This window comes from Comamonas sp. CAH-2 (assembly GCF_009668305.1).
GTDB lineage: Bacteria > Pseudomonadota > Gammaproteobacteria > Burkholderiales > Burkholderiaceae_C > Comamonas > Comamonas aquatica.
The window spans coordinates 20,031-37,226 of record NZ_VSWF01000036.1 but is presented as its reverse complement, the minus strand read 5'-3'; the positions used below and the strand labels follow the sequence as shown (position 1 = coordinate 37,226).

General features: G+C 64.8%; 13 protein-coding genes and 2 tRNA genes. 5 read left to right on the top strand and 10 right to left on the bottom strand.

Translation table 11 applies throughout. The features are described from left to right. Positions 1-10: 10 nt before the first annotated feature. Entirely contained in the window at positions 11-553 is a 543-nt protein-coding gene (locus tag FYM52_RS15675) for a MarR family transcriptional regulator (protein WP_179954961.1), read from the bottom strand. Between the two features lie 829 nt (positions 554-1,382). Here FYM52_RS15675 and FYM52_RS15670 point away from each other — a divergent pair. Then, positions 1,383-2,609, top strand: a complete 1,227-nt coding sequence (locus tag FYM52_RS15670) for a GGDEF domain-containing protein (RefSeq protein WP_154164770.1) — start codon at positions 1,383-1,385, stop codon at positions 2,607-2,609. A 276-nt stretch (positions 2,610-2,885) separates the two neighbouring features. Here the strand turns inward: FYM52_RS15670 and FYM52_RS15665 are convergent. After that, a tRNA-Met gene (locus tag FYM52_RS15665) sits at positions 2,886-2,962 on the bottom strand. 43 nt (positions 2,963-3,005) lie between these two features. Then, positions 3,006-3,090, bottom strand: a tRNA-Leu gene (locus FYM52_RS15660). A gap of 38 nt (positions 3,091-3,128) precedes the next feature. On the opposite strand from FYM52_RS15660, the gene cysM reads away from it, so the two are divergent. From cysM to FYM52_RS15645, 3 genes are all read left to right on the top strand, one after another. Continuing rightward, positions 3,129-4,037 (top strand): cysteine synthase CysM, encoded by a 909-nt coding sequence (gene cysM / locus FYM52_RS15655; protein WP_154164769.1) that lies wholly within the window; start codon positions 3,129-3,131, stop codon positions 4,035-4,037. A 71-nt stretch (positions 4,038-4,108) separates the two neighbouring features. After that, positions 4,109-4,720: an NUDIX domain-containing protein gene (locus tag FYM52_RS15650; RefSeq protein ID WP_042413927.1), complete on the top strand. Its 612-nt coding sequence runs from the start codon at positions 4,109-4,111 to the stop codon at positions 4,718-4,720. A 71-nt stretch (positions 4,721-4,791) separates the two neighbouring features. Then, positions 4,792-5,019 (top strand): sulfurtransferase TusA family protein, encoded by a 228-nt coding sequence (locus FYM52_RS15645; protein WP_042413925.1) that lies wholly within the window; start codon positions 4,792-4,794, stop codon positions 5,017-5,019. An 86-nt stretch (positions 5,020-5,105) separates the two neighbouring features. Here FYM52_RS15645 and galU read toward each other — a convergent pair whose 3' ends face one another. The 6 genes from galU to hemC all read right to left on the bottom strand — a co-directional run bounded on the left by galU (position 5,106) and on the right by hemC (position 13,263). After that, positions 5,106-5,993, bottom strand: a complete 888-nt coding sequence (gene galU, locus FYM52_RS15640; protein ID WP_154164768.1) for a UTP--glucose-1-phosphate uridylyltransferase GalU — start codon at positions 5,991-5,993, stop codon at positions 5,106-5,108. Positions 5,994-6,069: 76 nt separating this feature from the next. Beyond that, complete coding sequence (locus tag FYM52_RS15635) at positions 6,070-8,958, bottom strand: valine--tRNA ligase (RefSeq protein WP_154164767.1); 2,889 nt, start codon at positions 8,956-8,958, stop codon at positions 6,070-6,072. 176 nt (positions 8,959-9,134) lie between these two features. Next, on the bottom strand, positions 9,135-10,418 hold the full coding sequence (locus FYM52_RS15630) for a heme biosynthesis protein HemY (protein WP_154164772.1): 1,284 nt from the start codon (positions 10,416-10,418) through the stop codon (positions 9,135-9,137). A gap of 24 nt (positions 10,419-10,442) precedes the next feature. Continuing rightward, positions 10,443-11,534, bottom strand: a complete 1,092-nt coding sequence (locus FYM52_RS15625) for a uroporphyrinogen-III C-methyltransferase (RefSeq protein ID WP_154164766.1) — start codon at positions 11,532-11,534, stop codon at positions 10,443-10,445. After that, positions 11,521-12,318, bottom strand: coding sequence for a uroporphyrinogen-III synthase (locus FYM52_RS15620; protein WP_154164765.1), 798 nt, complete (start codon positions 12,316-12,318; stop codon positions 11,521-11,523). The genes FYM52_RS15625 and FYM52_RS15620 overlap by 14 nt, the downstream gene beginning before the upstream one ends. A 9-nt stretch (positions 12,319-12,327) precedes the next feature. After that, a complete protein-coding gene (hemC, locus tag FYM52_RS15615; RefSeq protein WP_154164764.1) occupies positions 12,328-13,263 on the bottom strand; it encodes a hydroxymethylbilane synthase in 936 nt (311 codons plus the stop codon). Between the two features lie 83 nt (positions 13,264-13,346). On the opposite strand from hemC, the gene ppc reads away from it, so the two are divergent. After that, complete coding sequence (gene ppc / locus FYM52_RS15610; RefSeq protein ID WP_154164763.1) at positions 13,347-16,205, top strand: phosphoenolpyruvate carboxylase; 2,859 nt, start codon at positions 13,347-13,349, stop codon at positions 16,203-16,205. Positions 16,206-16,633: 428 nt separating this feature from the next. On the opposite strand, the gene FYM52_RS15605 is transcribed toward ppc, so the two are convergent. After that, positions 16,634-17,089, bottom strand: a complete 456-nt coding sequence (locus FYM52_RS15605) for a Fur family transcriptional regulator (RefSeq protein ID WP_154164762.1) — start codon at positions 17,087-17,089, stop codon at positions 16,634-16,636. Positions 17,090-17,196: the final 107 nt, after the last annotated feature.

Sequence of the window (17,196 nt, the reverse complement as noted above, 5' to 3'; positions counted from 1 at the left end):
GCACGCAGGATCAGGGGCTGGGGTCGGGGCGGGCCTCCTTGGATGGGTTCCAGGCGTCGCGCAGGGCATCGCCGTTGGCCAGCATGCGCTGCAGCAGGCTCAGCATCAGCGTGCATTCGGCATGGCTGAAGCCCTGCAGGTGGCCGTTGAGCACCCGTGTCAGCACCTGGGGCACCTGGGTGGCCACGTGGCGGCCGGCATCGGTCAGCACCAGGTGCACCACGCGCCGGTCGGTGGTGGAGCGCTCGCGGCGCAGCAGGCCCTTGGCCTCGATGCGGTCCAGTGCCCGCGTCACCGAGGCCGGGTCCATGCCCAGGTCCTTGGCCAGCGTGCTGCTGTTGGTGTCGGCACACAGCAGCAGCTTGTACAGCGGCAGCCATTGCACATAGGTCAGGCCCTGCTCGGCCAGCTGGGCATCGGCTGCCTGCAGGATGGAACTGAGCACGCGGCGCATCAGAAAGCCGATGCTCTGGTCCGGGGTGTAGGTGCCACTTTGGTAGAAGAAGGTGGCCGTGTCGCCCGGATCGACGATGAGGTCGGGTTGTTTGTGCACTTGTCGTGTCAATACTTGATTGATCAATGATTGAAATGGCAATTATTAATCAAGCCAGCCCACGCTGTCTTGCGGACCCGCGCCGCCCCGTTTTTGCAACTACTGCGGGCAGGGTTTTTGGCGGGATGGATTCAGGCGCGCGGCCCAGGGCGCGCAGGTTTCGCTGCTTCTTGTGGGTCGCCGTTGTCGTTGGCTTGGTGCTGCCATGGACCGGGTTGCTGCACCCCACCCATACAGACGCTGTGGCCCATTGGCGGGGGCGCCGCGGTAGCCGGACCCATGGCCGGTCGTGGCGCAACCTGGTTTTGAGAAAGGCGTGTTCCCTTGCGCACGGCGGATGCGCAGCAGTACGGGCGTCGTCACCGCCGGGCTTCCTGGGCTGGGATGCGCGGCGATTCTTGGTCTGCCAGAGCTTGGCGGGTCAGGTGATTAAGCTGGCCGTGGTGGCGCTGTTGTGCACGCGAGGGCGTGTCCGTGGGGCACGCAGTGCGGCGTGTGGGTATGGCTTGCAAGCCTCGGCGCGTGACACGGGCGGTAGAGGTCGCGGCCTTGGGTTGTGCAAAGGTGGTATCAGCGCAAGGTCGGTGTGCTCAGGGGGCCAGCCCCGCGGGCGTGCCTCCAGTTCCAGGCCCTGGGCACTGCCATCTCCCTTGGCAGCGCCAGCCGGGCTGGCAATCCAGGTGTAGGTCATTACACTCACACGTTCTGTGATGCCGACGTGCGGACTGCGTGCGCGTCGTTGGCGGCATGGCTGCGCGGCCTGTGGTGGGGCGCGGCACAGCCGTGGTGCTGCCGTGCAGCAGCTCTGTCTACATTCTTTCCATCCCCCATGGTTGCAACCATTCTCGTCGGCATGCTGTGCGCACACCTGTTGTGCTTTGCCGTGATGTTTCTGCTTATCAGCAAGCGCTTGCATGGCAAGACGATGGGCATGGACTTTTTCGCCGTGGGCAACCTGCTGCTGGGGCTGGCCTATGTGCTGCAACTGCTGGAAGGTGGGCCGGCCTGGAGCGTGATGAGCGTGGTCAACCATACGTTCACGCTCGCGGCGCCCGTGGTGTTCTGGCTGGGGGCCATGCGTTTTTTTGGGCATGCCGTGCCCTTGTGGCGCCCGTTGCTTGCCGTGGTCGTGGCTTACACCAGCTTGCAGGTGCTGGTGCAGTGGGGCCTGGGGCCGGTGGCGCGCTACGCCATGCTGTCCGGCATGTCGGCCCTGCTGTTCCTGGTCATGGCCAGCACCGTGGTCTATGGGGTGCGCACCTTTGCCAAGGATTTGTACGCAGAGATGGTGTTTTTTGCGGTCTTGATCAGCGGCATCAGCGTGCTCAATGCCATCAAGTTCCTCAAGTTGCTGCAGGGCGGCTTGGTGGCGTTGCAGATGGACGCCAGTTTTCAGCTGGTGTTCTACATCTACATGTCCTTTCTGGCCACGGTGCTGCCGCCGTCCATCGTCTGGCTGGTGCTGCGGCGGTTGACCGATGAGCTGCGCCACCAGGCGGCGCGGGACCCGATGACACAGCTGCTCAATCGTCGGGGATTGACCGATGCGCTGAAGCAGCACTTCAATGCCCGCCATGCAGGGGCTGCGCACCTGCTGCTGATCGACGTCGATCACTTCAAGCACATCAACGACACCTACGGCCACCAGGCGGGTGATGCGGTCTTGTGCCATGTGGCGCAGGTGTTGCAGGCCACCGTGCGCCGTGGTGATCTGGCCGGCCGGATCGGGGGTGAAGAGTTTGCGGCCATCTGCCTGGATGCCGATGCGGTGGGCGTGGTGCATCTGGCGGAGCGCTTGCGTGGGGCGATGGAGCGCCAGGCCATTCCGGTCGAAGGCACTGGGCAGCCGCTGCGCTGCACGATCACGGTGGGGGTGTCGCCGGCCTTCGTCGGGGCCCAGGCCCTGGACGGCGCAATGCGCGAAGCCGATGCCGCCTTGTACCGTGGCAAGGCAGCTGGGCGCAATCGGGTGGAGGTTGCACTCAACCCCCATGACCAGGCCTTGCTTGCGGCGTTGAATGCCTCTGCGGCGCGGCAGACGGACGCCGTCGAGTAGCCACCCCCAGTGCCTGCATGTGGCACGGCCATCCAGGTCCGTCCAAGGAGGCGGCGAGTTTCGGTCGTCAGGGGCAGGAGGTCTCTGAGGGGTAAGCCCAGCGCGGAGATGGTTTTTGGTGGGCGCTGTGCGCCTGCGCATTTGGCGAAGTGGCCCTGCTGTTTGGTGGGGGCGCGGCAGGGCATGGGCTGCCAGTGCCAAGCCGTGAGATGCCAAGCGCGCAACTTGAGGCAACAACAAAAAAGGCTTGGCGCAGTGCGACAAGCCTTTTGGGGTTGGTTGCGAGGGCTGGATTTGAACCAACGACCTTTGGGTTATGAGCCCAACGAGCTACCAGACTGCTCCACCTCGCGGTAATTCTGGATGTGCGTGATGACGTGGCATACAACCGTGTTGTGGTGCCCGGGGCCGGAATCGAACCGGCACGCCTTGCGGCGGGGGATTTTGAGTCCCCTGCGTCTACCAATTTCACCACCCGGGCGTCATCAGCGCAGACGCGAATTATGGCACATTTATGGAATGCAAAACAAATATCTCTCCATCGAAGCTGCCATTGGTTCCACCCCGCTGGTGGCCTTGCAGCGCATCGAGGCAGCCGCAAATGCAGAGCGTGGAAATGTGGTGTTGGGCAAGCTGGAAGGGAACAACCCGGCCGGTTCGGTGAAGGACCGCCCCGCGCTGTCCATGATCCAGCGTGCGCAGGAGCGCGGCGAGATCCGGCCCGGCGACACGCTGATCGAGGCCACCTCGGGCAACACCGGCATCGCCCTGGCCATGGCAGCGGCCATCAAGGGCTACCGCATGGTGCTGATCATGCCCGAGGACCTGTCGATCGAACGCGCCCAGACCATGAAGGCCTACGGGGCCGAGCTGATCCTGACGCCTAAGAGCGGCGGCATGGAATATGCGCGCGACCTGGCCGACCAGATGGTGGCCCAGGGCAAGGGCGTGGTGCTGGACCAGTTTGCCAATCAAGACAACCCGCGCGCGCACTACGAGACCACGGGCCCCGAGATCTGGGCGCAGACCTTTGGCGAGGTGACGCACTTCGTCAGCGCCATGGGCACGACCGGCACCATCACCGGCGTGGCCAAGTTCCTCAAGGAAAAGAACCCCAACGTCAAGATCATTGGTGCCCAGCCTTCGGAAGGTTCGCGCATTCCCGGCATCCGCAAGTGGCCCGAGGAGTACCTGCCCAAGATCTACGACGCCTCCCTGGTGGACGAGCTGGTCTACGTGAGCCAGGACGACGCCGAGGACATGTGCCGCCGCATGGCGCGCGAGGAAGGCATCTTTGCCGGCATCTCGGCCGCCGGGGCCTGCTGGGTCGCGCAGGAGATTGCCAAGCGTGAGCGCAATGCCACCATTGTGTTCATCGTCTGCGACCGCGGCGATCGCTATCTGTCGACGGGTGTGTTCCCCGCCTGAGCGGCGGACCGGGACCCAGGCCGCATCCCAGCGGCCTTTTTTTGCTCTGTGTGCACGGAAGGTAGGGCCTGATGAGCCATGAAATGCGTTTTTGCCCCAGTTGTGCCACCACCCTGCAGCGGGTGGCGCAGCAGGAGGATGGGGGACTGAAGGAGCGGCTGCGCTGCCCGGCGTGCGACTGGACGCACTGGGGCAACCCGACGCCGGTGCTGGCGGCCGTGGTGGAAAACGATGACGGGCAGGTGCTGCTGGCGCGCAATGCACTGTGGCAGGAGGGCATGTTCGGCCTGATCACCGGCTTCATGGAGGCGGGTGAGTCGCCCGAGGCCGGCATTTGCCGCGAGGTGCAGGAAGAAACCAGCCTGCGCGTCAAGGCGCTGCGCATTCTGGGCTCGTGGGAATTCCTGCGCATGAACCAGGTGCTGATTGCCTACCACGTGCGTGTGGATGGCGAGGTTAAGCTTTCGCCGGAACTGGTGGAGTACCAATGGAAAACGCCGCAGGAGGCGCGTTGCTGGCCATCGGGCACAGGCTACGCTTTGGCGCACTGGGTGCGCAGCAAAGGGCTGGAGCCGCAGTTCGGCGCGTTCAGGCCCAACCAGTCGCCGGAGCCGGATCCGGCCAAGTGGCCCTTGCAGCACTGGAGTCACGACGAGCGCTTCGTGCTGCCCCCGCAATGGTGAGTCAAAACCACAGTTGCGGCGCTGCGCGGTGCGGCTGCCTACAATGACCGCTTGTTACAGGAACACACGCCATGGACATCCACAAGGAAATCGACACCCGGGGCCTGAACTGCCCCTTGCCCATCCTGAAGGCCAAGAAGGCGCTGGCGGAGATGGTCAGCGGCCAGTTGCTCAAGGTGGTGGCCACCGACAATGGTTCGCTGCGCGACTTCCAGGCCTTTGCCAAGCAGACCGGCAATGAGCTGGTGCAGCAGGACACGGTGGGCGGCGAGTACATCCACATCCTGCGCCGCCGCTGATGCGATCTTGAAATTGCATAGCTGTTAGCGCACAAAAGGCCTGCATTTGCAGGCCTTTTGTATTGGAAGCGCAGGATGGTCGCGCGTCAGATGCTCAGGTTTTTCAAGTACTCGCGGAAATGCGCGCCCACGTCGGGGTGCTGCAGGGCCAGCTCCACCGTGGCTTCCAGGAAACCTTCCTTGCTGCCGCAGTCGTAGCGCTTGCCCGCGTACTGGAAGGCGTAGACGGTCTCGTGCGCCATCAGGCGCTCGATGGCATCGGTCAGCTGGATCTCGCCACCCACGCCCTGGGGCTGGTTGCGGATTTCGTCAAAGATGCGCGGCGTCAGCACGTAACGGCCGGCCACGCCCATGCGCGAGGGGGCCTTCTCGGGCGCGGGCTTTTCCACGATCTCGTCGATGCGCAGCAGCGGGCCACCGGCCGGCTCGCCCTTGACGATGCCATAGCGCTTGGTGTGCTCCAGCGGCACCTCCTGCACGGCCAGCAGCGAGCGGCCCTGCTTGGCAAACGCATCCACCATCTGCTTCATCACGCCTGGGCCGCCTTGGGTGCCGCGCATCAGGTCGTCGGCCAGGATGACGGCAAAGGCCTCCTGGCCCACCAGGGGCTCGGAACACAGCACGGCGTGGCCCAGGCCCAGGCTGCGGGGTTGGCGCACGAACAGGCAGTTCATGTCGGCCGGGGCAATGCTGCGCACCAGCTCCAACATGGCGTGCTTGCCAGCGTTTTCCAGCTCGTTCTCCAGCTCGTAAGCAGTGTCGAAGTGGTCTTCGATGGCGCGCTTGCTGCGGCCGGTGACGAAGATCATGTCGCGGATGCCGGCCTCATAGGCTTCTTCCACGGCGTACTGGATCAGCGGCTTGTCCACCACGGGCAGCATTTCCTTGGGCGAAGCCTTGGTGGCCGGCAGAAAGCGGGTGCCCAGGCCGGCCACGGGGAACACGGCTTTGCGGACGCGGGTGGGGTGGGACATGCAAATTCCTTTTCGAGTTCTGGATGGCAAAAAGGCGCAGTTGCCTGCGCCTTGGGTTGCTCAGCGAGAAAGCATATCAGCCCAGGCGGGCCAGTTGCTCCTGAATGCGGGCCAGGGTGGCGCCAAATTCCGCCACGCGCTTCTTTTCCTGTTCCAGCACGGCGGCGGGGGCCTTGGCGCAGAAGGCTTCGTTGCTCAGCTTGCCGTTGGCCTTGGCGATTTCACCTTCCAGGCGCAGGGCTTCCTTCGACAGGCGGGCCTTCTCGGCAGCCACGTCGATTTCCACGAACAGCGCCAGGCGGGCATCACCCACCACGGACACGGGGGCGGACTGGGCTTCGGCCTGCCAGGCGGCTTCGTGGTCGAAGACCTTGACCTCGCTGAGCTTGGCCAGGTTCTTCAGCACGTCGGCATTGGCGCGCAGGAAGTCGGCGGCTTCGGCGCTGTCGCCCAGGGCTAGCAGCGGCAGGCGCTGGGCGGGGGAGACGCTCATCTCGCCGCGCAGGGTGCGGCAGGCGTCGACCATCTGCTTGATGCGGCCCACGTAGGCGATCGCGGCTTCGTCGATCTTTTCGGGCTGGGCCTCGGGGTAGGCCACCACGGCTATGGAGTCGCCGGCACGGCCAGCCACGGGGGCCACCTTCTGCCACAGCTCTTCGGTGACGAAGGGGATGATGGGGTGGGCCAGGCGCAGGATGGTCTCCAGCGTGCGGATCAGCGTGCGGCGTGTGGCGCGCTGCTGGGCTGCGCTGCCGGTCTGGATCTGCACCTTGGCGATTTCCAGGTACCAGTCGCAGAACTCGTTCCAGACAAAGTCGTAGATGGCGTTCGCGACGTTGTCCAGGCGGTACTCGGCAAAGCCCTTGGCCACTTCGGCCTCGACCTTTTGCAGCTGCGACACGATCCAGCGGTCGGGCTGGCTGAACTGCAGGTAGCCACCGGCACAGTCGGCGGCGGTGTGGTCCTGCAAGCCGCAGTCGTAGCCTTCGCAGTTCATCAGCACAAAGCGGCTGGCGTTCCACAGCTTGTTGCAGAAGTTGCGGTAGCCCTCGCAGCGCTTGCTGTCGAAGTTGATCGAGCGACCCAGCGAGGCCAGGGCGGCAAAGGTGAAGCGCAGCGCGTCGGCACCGTAGGCGGGAATGCCTTCGGGGAATTCCTTTTGCGTGTTCTTGCGCACCTGGGGCGCGGTTTCGGGCTTGCGCAGGCCGGTGGTGCGCTTGTCCAGCAGGGGCTCCAGCGCAATGCCGTCGATCAGGTCGACCGGGTCCAGCACATTGCCTTCGGACTTGGACATCTTCTTGCCTTGCGCATCGCGCACCAGGCCGTGGATGTAGACATGCTTGAACGGCACACGACCGGTGAAGTGCGTGGTCATCATGATCATCCGGGCCACCCAGAAGAAGATGATGTCGTAGCCCGTCACCAGCACCGAGGAGGGCAGGTAGAGGTTGTAGTCATCGTCGGCGGCGTCGGTCTGGCCGGGCCAGCCCATGGTGGAGAACGGCACCATGGCGGACGAGTACCAGGTGTCCAGCACGTCCGGGTCGCGCGTGAGGGTCTTGCCGGGGGCCTGGGCCTGGGCTTCGGCTTCGTTCTTGGCGACGTAGAGATTGCCTTCTTCGTCATACCAGGCCGGAATCTGGTGGCCCCACCAGAGCTGGCGCGAGATGCACCAGTCCTGGATGTTGTTCATCCACTGGTTGTAGGTGTTGACCCAGTTCTCGGGCACGAACTGCACCTCGCCGGAGGCCACGGCATCGATGGCTTTTTGCGCAATGCTCTTGCCGGTGGGGTCCTGGTCGCTGACCTTGCTCATGGCGATGAACCACTGGTCGGTCAGCATGGGCTCGATCACCTGGCCGGTCCGGTCGCAGATCGGCACCATCAGCTTGTGCTTCTTGGTCTCGACCAGCAGGCCCAGGGCTTCCAGGTCGGCGACGATGGCCTTGCGGGCCACGAAGCGGTCCAGTCCACGGTACTTCTCGGGCGCCTCGTCGTTGATGGTGGCGGTCAGCGTCAGCACGCAGATCATCGGCAGCTTGTGGCGCTGGCCGACCTGGTAGTCGTTCTGGTCGTGTGCCGGTGTGACCTTCACCACGCCGGTGCCGAACTCGCGGTCCACGTAGTCGTCGGCAATGATCGGGATTTCGCGGCCCACCAGCGGCAGGGTCACGGTCTGGCCGATCAGGTGCTGGTAGCGCTCGTCTTCGGGGTGGACCATCACGGCCACGTCGCCCAGCATGGTTTCGGGGCGGGTGGTGGCCACCACCAGCTGGCCTTCACCGCTGCTCAGCGGGTAGGCGATGTGCCACAGCGAGCCGTCCTTTTCCTGGTTCTCGACTTCCAGATCGGACACGGCCGACTGCAGCACCGGGTCCCAGTTCACCAGGCGCTTGCCGCGGTAGATCAGGCCTTGCTGGTACAGCTTGACGAAGGTCTCGGTCACCACCTGGGACAGCTTGTCGTCCATGGTGAAGTACTCGCGGCTCCAGTCCACGGTGTCGCCCATGCGGCGCATCTGCGTGGTGATGGTGTTGCCGGACTTTTCCTTCCACTCCCAGATCTTCTGGGTGAAGGCGTCGCGGCCCAGGTCATAGCGGCTCACGCCCTGGGTCTGCAGCTGGCGCTCCACCACGATCTGGGTGGCGATGCCGGCGTGGTCGGTGCCAGGGATCCAGGCCGTGTTGTAGCCCTTCATGCGGTGGTAGCGCGTCAGCGAGTCCATGATGGTCTGGTTGAACGCGTGGCCCATGTGCAGCGTGCCGGTCACATTGGGGGGGGGCAGCTGGATGGCGAAGTTGTGGCCTGCCGCGGTGGCCTCGGCACCGGGCGCGCCCGTGCCGCGGTAGCCTGCGTTGCCATAGCCACGCTTTTCCCACTCGGGGCCCCAGTGGGCTTCCAGCGCGGCAGGTTCAAAGGATTTGGACAGGCTGTTCAGGCCCGGCTGGGCAATGGATTCACTCATGGCGGATTCGCAAATGAAAACGGCATCCAGCGTACGGGATGCCGTCGGTGAGCTGTTAGCTGAAAGGACGGATTGAGGGTGATTTTACCGACCCAACCCAGCGATGGGTGGGGTGGGGCATTGTTTGTAGTCAAATTGGCGTTGGACGCAGGTGCAGCAAGCGTTGGCAGCTATGGTTATTGCTGGTTCTGTAAGGCTGCCTGGCGCCAGGCCTGGGCCGCGGCCTGGCTGTCTTCGCGCTGTTCGGCCACAACGGCCAGGGCCGTCCAGGCCCGCGCGCGCAGCGGGGCATCGTCCAGGCGCATGACCGCGCCTTGCAGCAATTGCTCACCCTTGCCCCACAGCTGCTGCTCCATGCAGGCCATACCGGCCAGGTATTGCAGCCGGGGCTCATGCGGTGCGGCGCGGTAGGCCGTTTCCAGCCGGGCCAGCCAGGTGGCGTCCAGCCCGTCCAGCGCCTGGGGCAGGACGGTGAACAGGCGCAGGGCCTGCGTGCTGGTCAGGGACTGGGGCGACTGGATGAACTGCTCCAGCACCGGCAGCAGCCAGCTGCGCGCTTGCTGGGCATCGCCTTGCAGTTCCACCAGCTTGCGCGCGGCGGCCAGGGCGATGTCGGGCGCGTCGCGGTCGGCCGGGTGCAGGCTGCGCCAGGTCTGTTGCAGTTGCTCGGCATCGTGGGTGTGCTGGATCTGTTCGATCACCAGGCCGCGGATGATGCTGGCGGCCGCTTCCGGGGACAGGCCGCCGTGCTTGGCCAGCAGGCGGGCGGTTTCCAGGGCGGAGTGCGTGGCATGCGCCAGGCGGCTGGCCTTGAGCTGGATGCGCAAGGCCATGGTGCGCCGGCTGGCGCCGGGGGGGAGCTGTTCCAGGCGCTGCAGGGCTTCCTGGGGATCGCGGTCATCCAGAGCCCAGCGCGCGGCACGCATCTGGGCGCCTTCGCGGATTTCCTGCTGCTGCAGGCTGCCGTTGAGCGGCACATCGTCCAGCGCCTGCTCGTAATGGCTGTCGCGCGCCGCCACATCGCGCAGGGCATGGGCGCTGTCGGCGGCCAGCATGTGGGCGATTGCCCGCAGGTGACTGTCCTGGGCGAAGTGCGCGTCCTCGTGGCGCAGCTCGTCGCTGAGCTTGAGCAGGGTCTGCGCCGACTTGCGCGCCCGCACATAGCGGCCCGCCTGCAGGTGCGAGAAGCTAGCCACCAGCGCCTGGTAGAGGTTGCGTTCCTTTTGCTGCTGGCGCCAGCGCTTGGCTTGGTGGGGCAGCATGACCAGGGCCGAGAAGGCCCGCAAGGCCGCATAGGCCAGGGCGAACACGGTGAACAGCAGCAGCAGCACCATGTTGAGAGACAGGTCCACCCGGTACGGGTGCCAGAACAGGCTGACCATGCCCTGGTTGTTGCCAGCGAACAAAGCCAGAGCGACGGCCACGGCGAACAGGCCGACAAACCAAAGTGCTGCGCGCATCATGGTGGAAGTCCTTTCGCGCGCTTACAGCCCGGTCGCTGCGGTGGACAGCGCGGTCAGCGTGTCTTCCAGCGACGGTTGTTGGGTGGCTTGCAAATGCGTCTGCAGCTGGGCCAGGACCGATTGGGCCTGGTGGGTGCGGCGCGATCCGACCTCGAAGTACTTGTTCAGCGAGGCCTGGGCCGCACCGATGTCGGCGCGGGCCGCATCGAACTGGCGCGCCAGCACGGCCAGGCGGGCGTTCAGCAGCTTGAACTTGAGGTTCTCGCGCAGGAAGAAGGCTTGCTCGGGCGCCATCAGCATGGCGTCGGCGTGCTCGATGCGGCTGACGCGCAGCAGATCGCGGGCTTCATCAAGCGTGCCCTGCCAGATTCTGTGGCCCCAGTTGCTCCACCACGCCCACTGCGCGGGGGTGACGGTGGCATCTTGTGCGGCCTGCGGCTGCGGCGCCTTGCGTTCGGGTTGCCGCTGGGTGTCCTGCAAGGGGGCGCTGTTTTGCACGTGCAGGTCATCGACCAGGCGCACCACATCGTCCAGGCGGGCCAGCAGGCTGGCGGTGTCGGTGACCGCGGTTCGGGACAGGCGCTCCAGATCCCGTTCCATCGCTTGCTGCACGGTGATCAGGCGTGGCTGGGTGGAGCGTTCCAGGCGTTTGATGCTGTGGTGCAGGGCTGCCACCAGGGGCTCCGTGCTGCCCGTCAGCTGGGCCTGTTGCTGGGCCATGCGGATGGCCGACTCCAGATCCACCACCAGGGTTTCGTCGCGCGAGCGGGTGAGGTTTTGCACCAGCGTGTCCAACTGGCCGCGCTGCAGGCTGACCTCGTTCACACGGGCTTCCATCACCGACAGCTTGGCGCTGGCATCCCGCACCAGGTCCTGCGACTCCCGCGCCAGGGCGCGGGCCTCGACGGCCTGGGTGGTGGCCTCGGCCGTCTGCCGGGCCAGCTGTTCCTGCATGCCATCGACTTTCTGCCAGAGCATCAGGCTGCAGCCCAGGCCGGTGGCGCCGACCACCAGGGACAGCCACGCCCAGGCCGGCGTGGCGGCGTGGGGAACGCCGGGTTTTTCAAACGGTACGGCCTGCGAGGCAATGGGGGCGCTGTCAGGGGAGGTCATGCAATGATTTTATCGAGGCCACAATGCCTTGCACGGTGGGCGGTGTGTCGATCACGGTGCCGAAACCCGCGTCGCGCGCTTGCTGGGCAATCCGCGGATGAGTGGCCAGGGCGGTGTGCGCTTGCCAGGACCAGGCGGGGTTGCTCAGTCGCAAATGTTGCACACATTCGGAGCTGCTGAACAGCCAGAGGGCATTCTGCGCGCGCAACGCGGCGATGTCCTGCAGCAAGGCCGCGCCATCGGCGGGGGGGTGGCGCTCATACACCGGGGCAAAGTCCACCTGCACCCCCTGGCGCTGCAACTGCTCGGTCAGCCAGACCCGGCCACGGCCCGCGGCATCCTGCCCGTCGCCACCGCGCACGATCAGCACGCGCTGGCCGGTGCGGACCTGGGTCTGGATCTGGGCCCACAAGGACTCGGAGTCAAACTGCGCGGCATCGGCCGCAGGCTGGTCGATCTGTGCCAGGGGCACGCCGGCGGCCAGCAAGGCCTTGGTGGTGCCGGGGCCGGGAGTCCAGATGCGCGCCTGGGCAGGCCAGGCACGGTGCGCGGTCTGCAACTGGTCGGCGAAATAGCGTACGGCATTGCCGCTGACGAACATCAGGGCGCTGTAGGTGTCCAGCTGTTGCAGTGCGCAGGCCAACGCTGCCTGGGCCGCGGGGCTACGGCTGGGGCCGATCTCCATCAGGGGCAGGCAGTGGCTGGGCACGCCGGCCGCCTGCAGCTGCTGTGTCCACAGCGTGGCGTCCGGTTGTGGACGGGTGACAACGAGCAGCGGCAGCATCCGGCAGTGCTATGCGTTGGTGCAGACCTTGGCACCGCCCGCCTGCAGGCGGCGTGCTACGTCCGTACCCAGGGCTTCGGCCTGTTCCAGCGTGGAAACTGGGGCGGTCTGTTGCACCTGCACTAGCGGCAGGACGCCTTCGGGGTCGCCCCAGGCGGCATCCAGGCGCATCTGGCCCGCGTCCAGCACGGCATGGGCGGCCAGGGGGACCGAGCAGCTGCCCCCCATGCCGCGGCTGACGGCACGCTCGGCGGCCACGCGCAGCCAGGTTGGCATGTGGACCAGCGGTGCCAATGCCTGCGCCAGGTCCTGGCGGTCGGTGCGAATCTCGATGCCCAGGGCGCCCTGGCCCGCGGCGGGCAGCATGGCGGTGGGCTCGAAGATGCTGCGGATGCGGTCGGTCATGCCCAGGCGCTTCAGGCCTGCTGCGGCGAGAACGATGGCGTCGTACTGGCCTTCGTCCAGTTTGCGCAGGCGGGTGTCGAGGTTGCCGCGCAAGGGTTCGATCTTCAGGTCGGGGCGCAGCGCCTGCAGCAGCACCTGGCGGCGCAGGCTGGACGTGCCGACGACAGCGCCCTGGGGCAGGGCGTCCAGGTCGGCGTAACGGGGCGACACGAAGGCGTCACGGGGGTCTTCGCGCTCCATCACGCAGGCCAGGGCAAAGCCATCCGGCATGTCCATGGGCACGTCCTTGAGCGAGTGCACGGCGATGTGGGCGGTGCCTTCTTCCAGGGCCACTTCCAGCTCCTTGACGAACAGCCCCTTGCCACCGACCTTGGACAGGGTGCGGTCCAGGATCTGGTCGCCCTTGGTGGTCATGCCCAGCAGTTGCACCTGGTGCCCCTGTGCTTGCAGCAAGGCCTTGACATGCTCGGCCTGCCACAACGCCAGGCGGCTCTCACGGGTGGCGATGACAAGCGGGGGGAGGGGTGTGGCGAGGGTCATGACTTCAGTGGTTTGGCGTGTGCCTTCGGATCAACGGGGGATGCTAGCATGGCAAGTTGCCATAGAAACCGGTGGGAGTATTCATGAAAAAGCTTGCTGCGCGAAAGAACGACCAAGATCAAAACGCTGCTTCTTTGCAGGCCAGGGCGGCACGCAAGCATGACAAGGATCTGCCGCTGATCGAGGACATCCGCCTGCTGGGGCGCATTCTGGGCGACATCATTCGCGAGCAGGAAGGAGTGGCGGTCTACGAGCTGATCGAGCAGGTGCGTCAGTTGTCGGTGGCCTTTCGCCGTGACCACGACCATGAGGCTGACAAGGCGCTGAAGAAGCTGCTCAAGGGGCTGAGCACGGACCAGACGGTCAGTGTGATCCGTGCCTTCACCTACTTTTCTCATCTGGCGAACCTGGCTGAGGATCGCCACCACATCCGTCGCCGGGCGGTGCACGAGCGTGCCGGCAATACGCAGGAGGGCAGTGTCGAGGTGGCCCTGTCGCGCCTGCGCTGGGCCGGCATCACGCCCGATGAGATCGCGCAGACCCTGGCCCAGGCCTATGTCTCCCCGGTGCTGACGGCCCACCCCACCGAGGTGCAGCGGCAGAGCATCTTGCAGGCCGAGCACGACATCGCCCGCCTGCTGGTGGAGCGCGACGACATCCAGGCCCGTGCCCAGTTGTTCAATAGCGCCAAGGACGCACTCACGCCGCGTGAACTGGCCAGCAATGAGTCCATGTTGCGTGCCCGCGTGGCGCAGCTGTGGATGACGCGCTTGTTGCGGTATTCCAAGCTCACGGTGGCCGATGAAATCGAAAATGCCTTGAGCTATTACGAGGCCACTTTTCTGCGCGAAGTGCCCAGGATTTACGCTGCGCTGGAGGATGCGCTGGAAGGGCGTTCCATCCACAGCTTCCTGCGCATGGGGCAGTGGATTGGCGGGGATCGCGATGGCAACCCGAATGTCACGGCCGACACACTGAAGCTGGCGCTGTGCCGACAAAGCGAAGTGGTGCTGCGCCACTACCTGACCGAGGTGCACTACCTGGGGGCCGAGCTGTCGATGTCGGCGCGCCTGGTGGATGTGTCGGCAGGAATGCAGGCGCTGGCGAATGCATCCCCGGACAGCAATCCACACCGCCAGGACGAACCTTATCGCCGTGCCTTGACCGGTATTTATGCGCGTCTGGCTGCAACGCTGGAACACCTGACCGGTGGGCAAGCGGCCCGCCATGCCGTGGCACCGCAGAACCCGTATGTGCAGGCCGAGGAACTGCTCAGCGATCTGCTGGTGATTGGCGATTCCCTGCGTGCCCACCACGGCGAGAGCCTGGCCGCGCAGCGCCTGAACCCCTTGATCCGCGCGGTGAAGGTGTTCGGTTTCTGCCTGTCTACGGTGGATTTGCGCCAAAGCTCGGACAAGCACGAGGCGGTGGTGGCGGAGCTGCTGGCGGTGGCCCAGGTCGACGCCAACTATGCGCAGCTGGATGAGGTCCAAAAGTGCGCGTTGCTGCGGCGTTTGTTGCAGGAGCCGCGGCCACTGCGCGTGGTGGCCGGTCAGTATTCGGAGTTGACCTGCAGCGAACTGGCAATTTTCGAGGCTGCCAAGGAGATGCGTGCCCGTTACGGGCGGGATGCCATCATCCACTACATCATCAGCCACACCGAAACAGTCAGCGACCTGCTGGAAGTGTTGCTGCTGCAAAAAGAGGTGGGCCTGCTGCAGGGCTGCCTGGACCATCCGGATGCCCGACTGGATCTGATCGTCGTGCCCTTATTTGAGACCATCGGTGATCTGCGCGCCGCCGCCGACATCATGCAGGCCTACTACGCCATCCCCGGTGTAGCCGCGCTGCTGCAGCGTTCGGGCGGCGTGCAGGACATCATGCTGGGTTACAGCGACAGCAACAAGGATGGCGGGATTTTCACCAGCAACTGGGAGCTGTACCAGGCCGAGCTGGCGCTGGTGGAGCTGTTCGATCAACTGGGCCAGCAGCATGGCTTGCGGCTGCGCATGTTTCATGGCCGTGGCGGCACGGTGGGCCGCGGCGGTGGCCCCAGCTACCAGGCCATCCTGGCGCAGCCCCCAGGCACCGTGCGCGGCCAGATCCGTCTGACCGAGCAGGGCGAGGTGATCGCCTCCAAATACGCGAATCCGGAGATCGGCCGGCGCAACCTGGAAACCCTGGTTGCCGCCACGCTGGAAGCCACGTTGCTGCAGCCCACCAAGCCGGCCACCAGGGCCTATCTACAGGCGGCAGAGCAGCTGTCCCAGGCCAGCATGGCGGCCTACCGCAAGCTGGTGTACGAGACCCCGGGGTTTGCCGACTACTTCTTTGGCTCCACGCCCATCCGGGAGATTGCCGAGCTCAATATCGGCTCACGCCCGGCGTCGCGCAAAGCCACGCAGGCGATTGAAGATCTGCGTGCCATCCCCTGGGGGTTCAGCTGGGGGCAGTGCCGTTTGACCTTGCCAGGCTGGTATGGCTTTGGCTCTGCGGTGGAGGCCTTTGTGCAGCTGGAGGGGGCGGATCCACGCCGTCAGCTGGGATTGCTGCAAAAAATGTACCGCCAGTGGCCGTTTTTCCGCACGCTGCTGTCGAACATGGATATGGTCATCGCCAAGAGTGATCTGGCCCTGGCATCGCGCTACAGCGAACTGGTGACCGACACTCGCCTGCGCAAACGTATCTTCTCCAGCATCGAAGCAGAGTGGCTGCGCACCACCGATGCCTTGGCGCGCATCACGGAAGAAAAGGACCGCTTGGCCAGCAACCCGGCGCTGGCGCGTTCGATTCGCCACCGTTTCCCATACATCGACCCGCTGCACCATCTGCAGGTGGAGCTGGTGCGGCGCTGGCGTGCCGGCCAGGTGGACGAACGCCTGAAAAACGGCATCCATATCTCCATCAACGGGATCGCAGCCGGTTTGCGCAACACGGGCTGATTCTCGACGTCGCGCACCCTTGAAAAACTCCAACCAGTGCGCCCAGGGCGCTGGTTGGAGTTTTTTTACGTGACCCAAGAAAAAAGGCCTGCATCGGTGATGCAGGCCTGGCCTCCTCCGCTCTGGTGAGTCCCAGAGCATTCCTCATTTGTTTGTCTCGCCGCACTGTGTGTGGCGATGGGATGGATTGTAGGAACGAAATGGCAGTCTGTCAGCAGAAAGGCCATTTTTACGTAAAAGATGTCTTATATAAAACATGTTTTCTTTTGGTGATAAAAGGCATTGTTTGAGCGGTGTATTTTTATTTTAAGTGTTTGATTTTTAAATAATTAATAGATTTCTGTAATTATTGAATGGAAAGATTGATCATTGGTTTTTTTGCAAATACCCCACCCGGGATGTCAGTCATTGACCCGGAAAAAATGGCGTCACTGAGGCTGAGGATGCACGTTTTTCTGGCGGACCCGCACGATGAGATCCAGACCCACCAGCTCCAGGTGTGCGGGAATGTCGGGAATGCTGGGCCACTGCAGCATTTCGGCCGGCAGGTCTTCCAGGGTCCCCGTGTCTTCGTGGTAGATGTGCGAGTGCGTGTCGGTGCGGGAGTCGTAGACCGTGCGCTCGGGATCCAGGCGCAAGGCACGCAGCAGGCCTTTTTCGACAAACAGCGGCAAGGTGTTGTAGACCGTGGCCCGGGACAGGCTGGGCAGCAGCTTGCGTGCTGCGGCCAGGATGTCGTCGGCCGCCAGGTGCACGGGGGCATGCAGCAGCACCTGGGCAATTGCCATGCGCTGGCGTGTTGGCTGGATGTCCGCGCTGCGCAGCCGGGCTTCCAGGGCGTGCGGGGTGGTGGCGTGGGAGGTGGAAAGAGGCTGCGTTGTCATGTCGGTGGGGGGTGAGAACCTGAAAAAGCGGCATCCGCACAAGGCGCTGCAGCGCCTTGGCGGATGAATGCGCGCTCAAAAGTCAGCGCAAAGTCCCGAGGACCAGG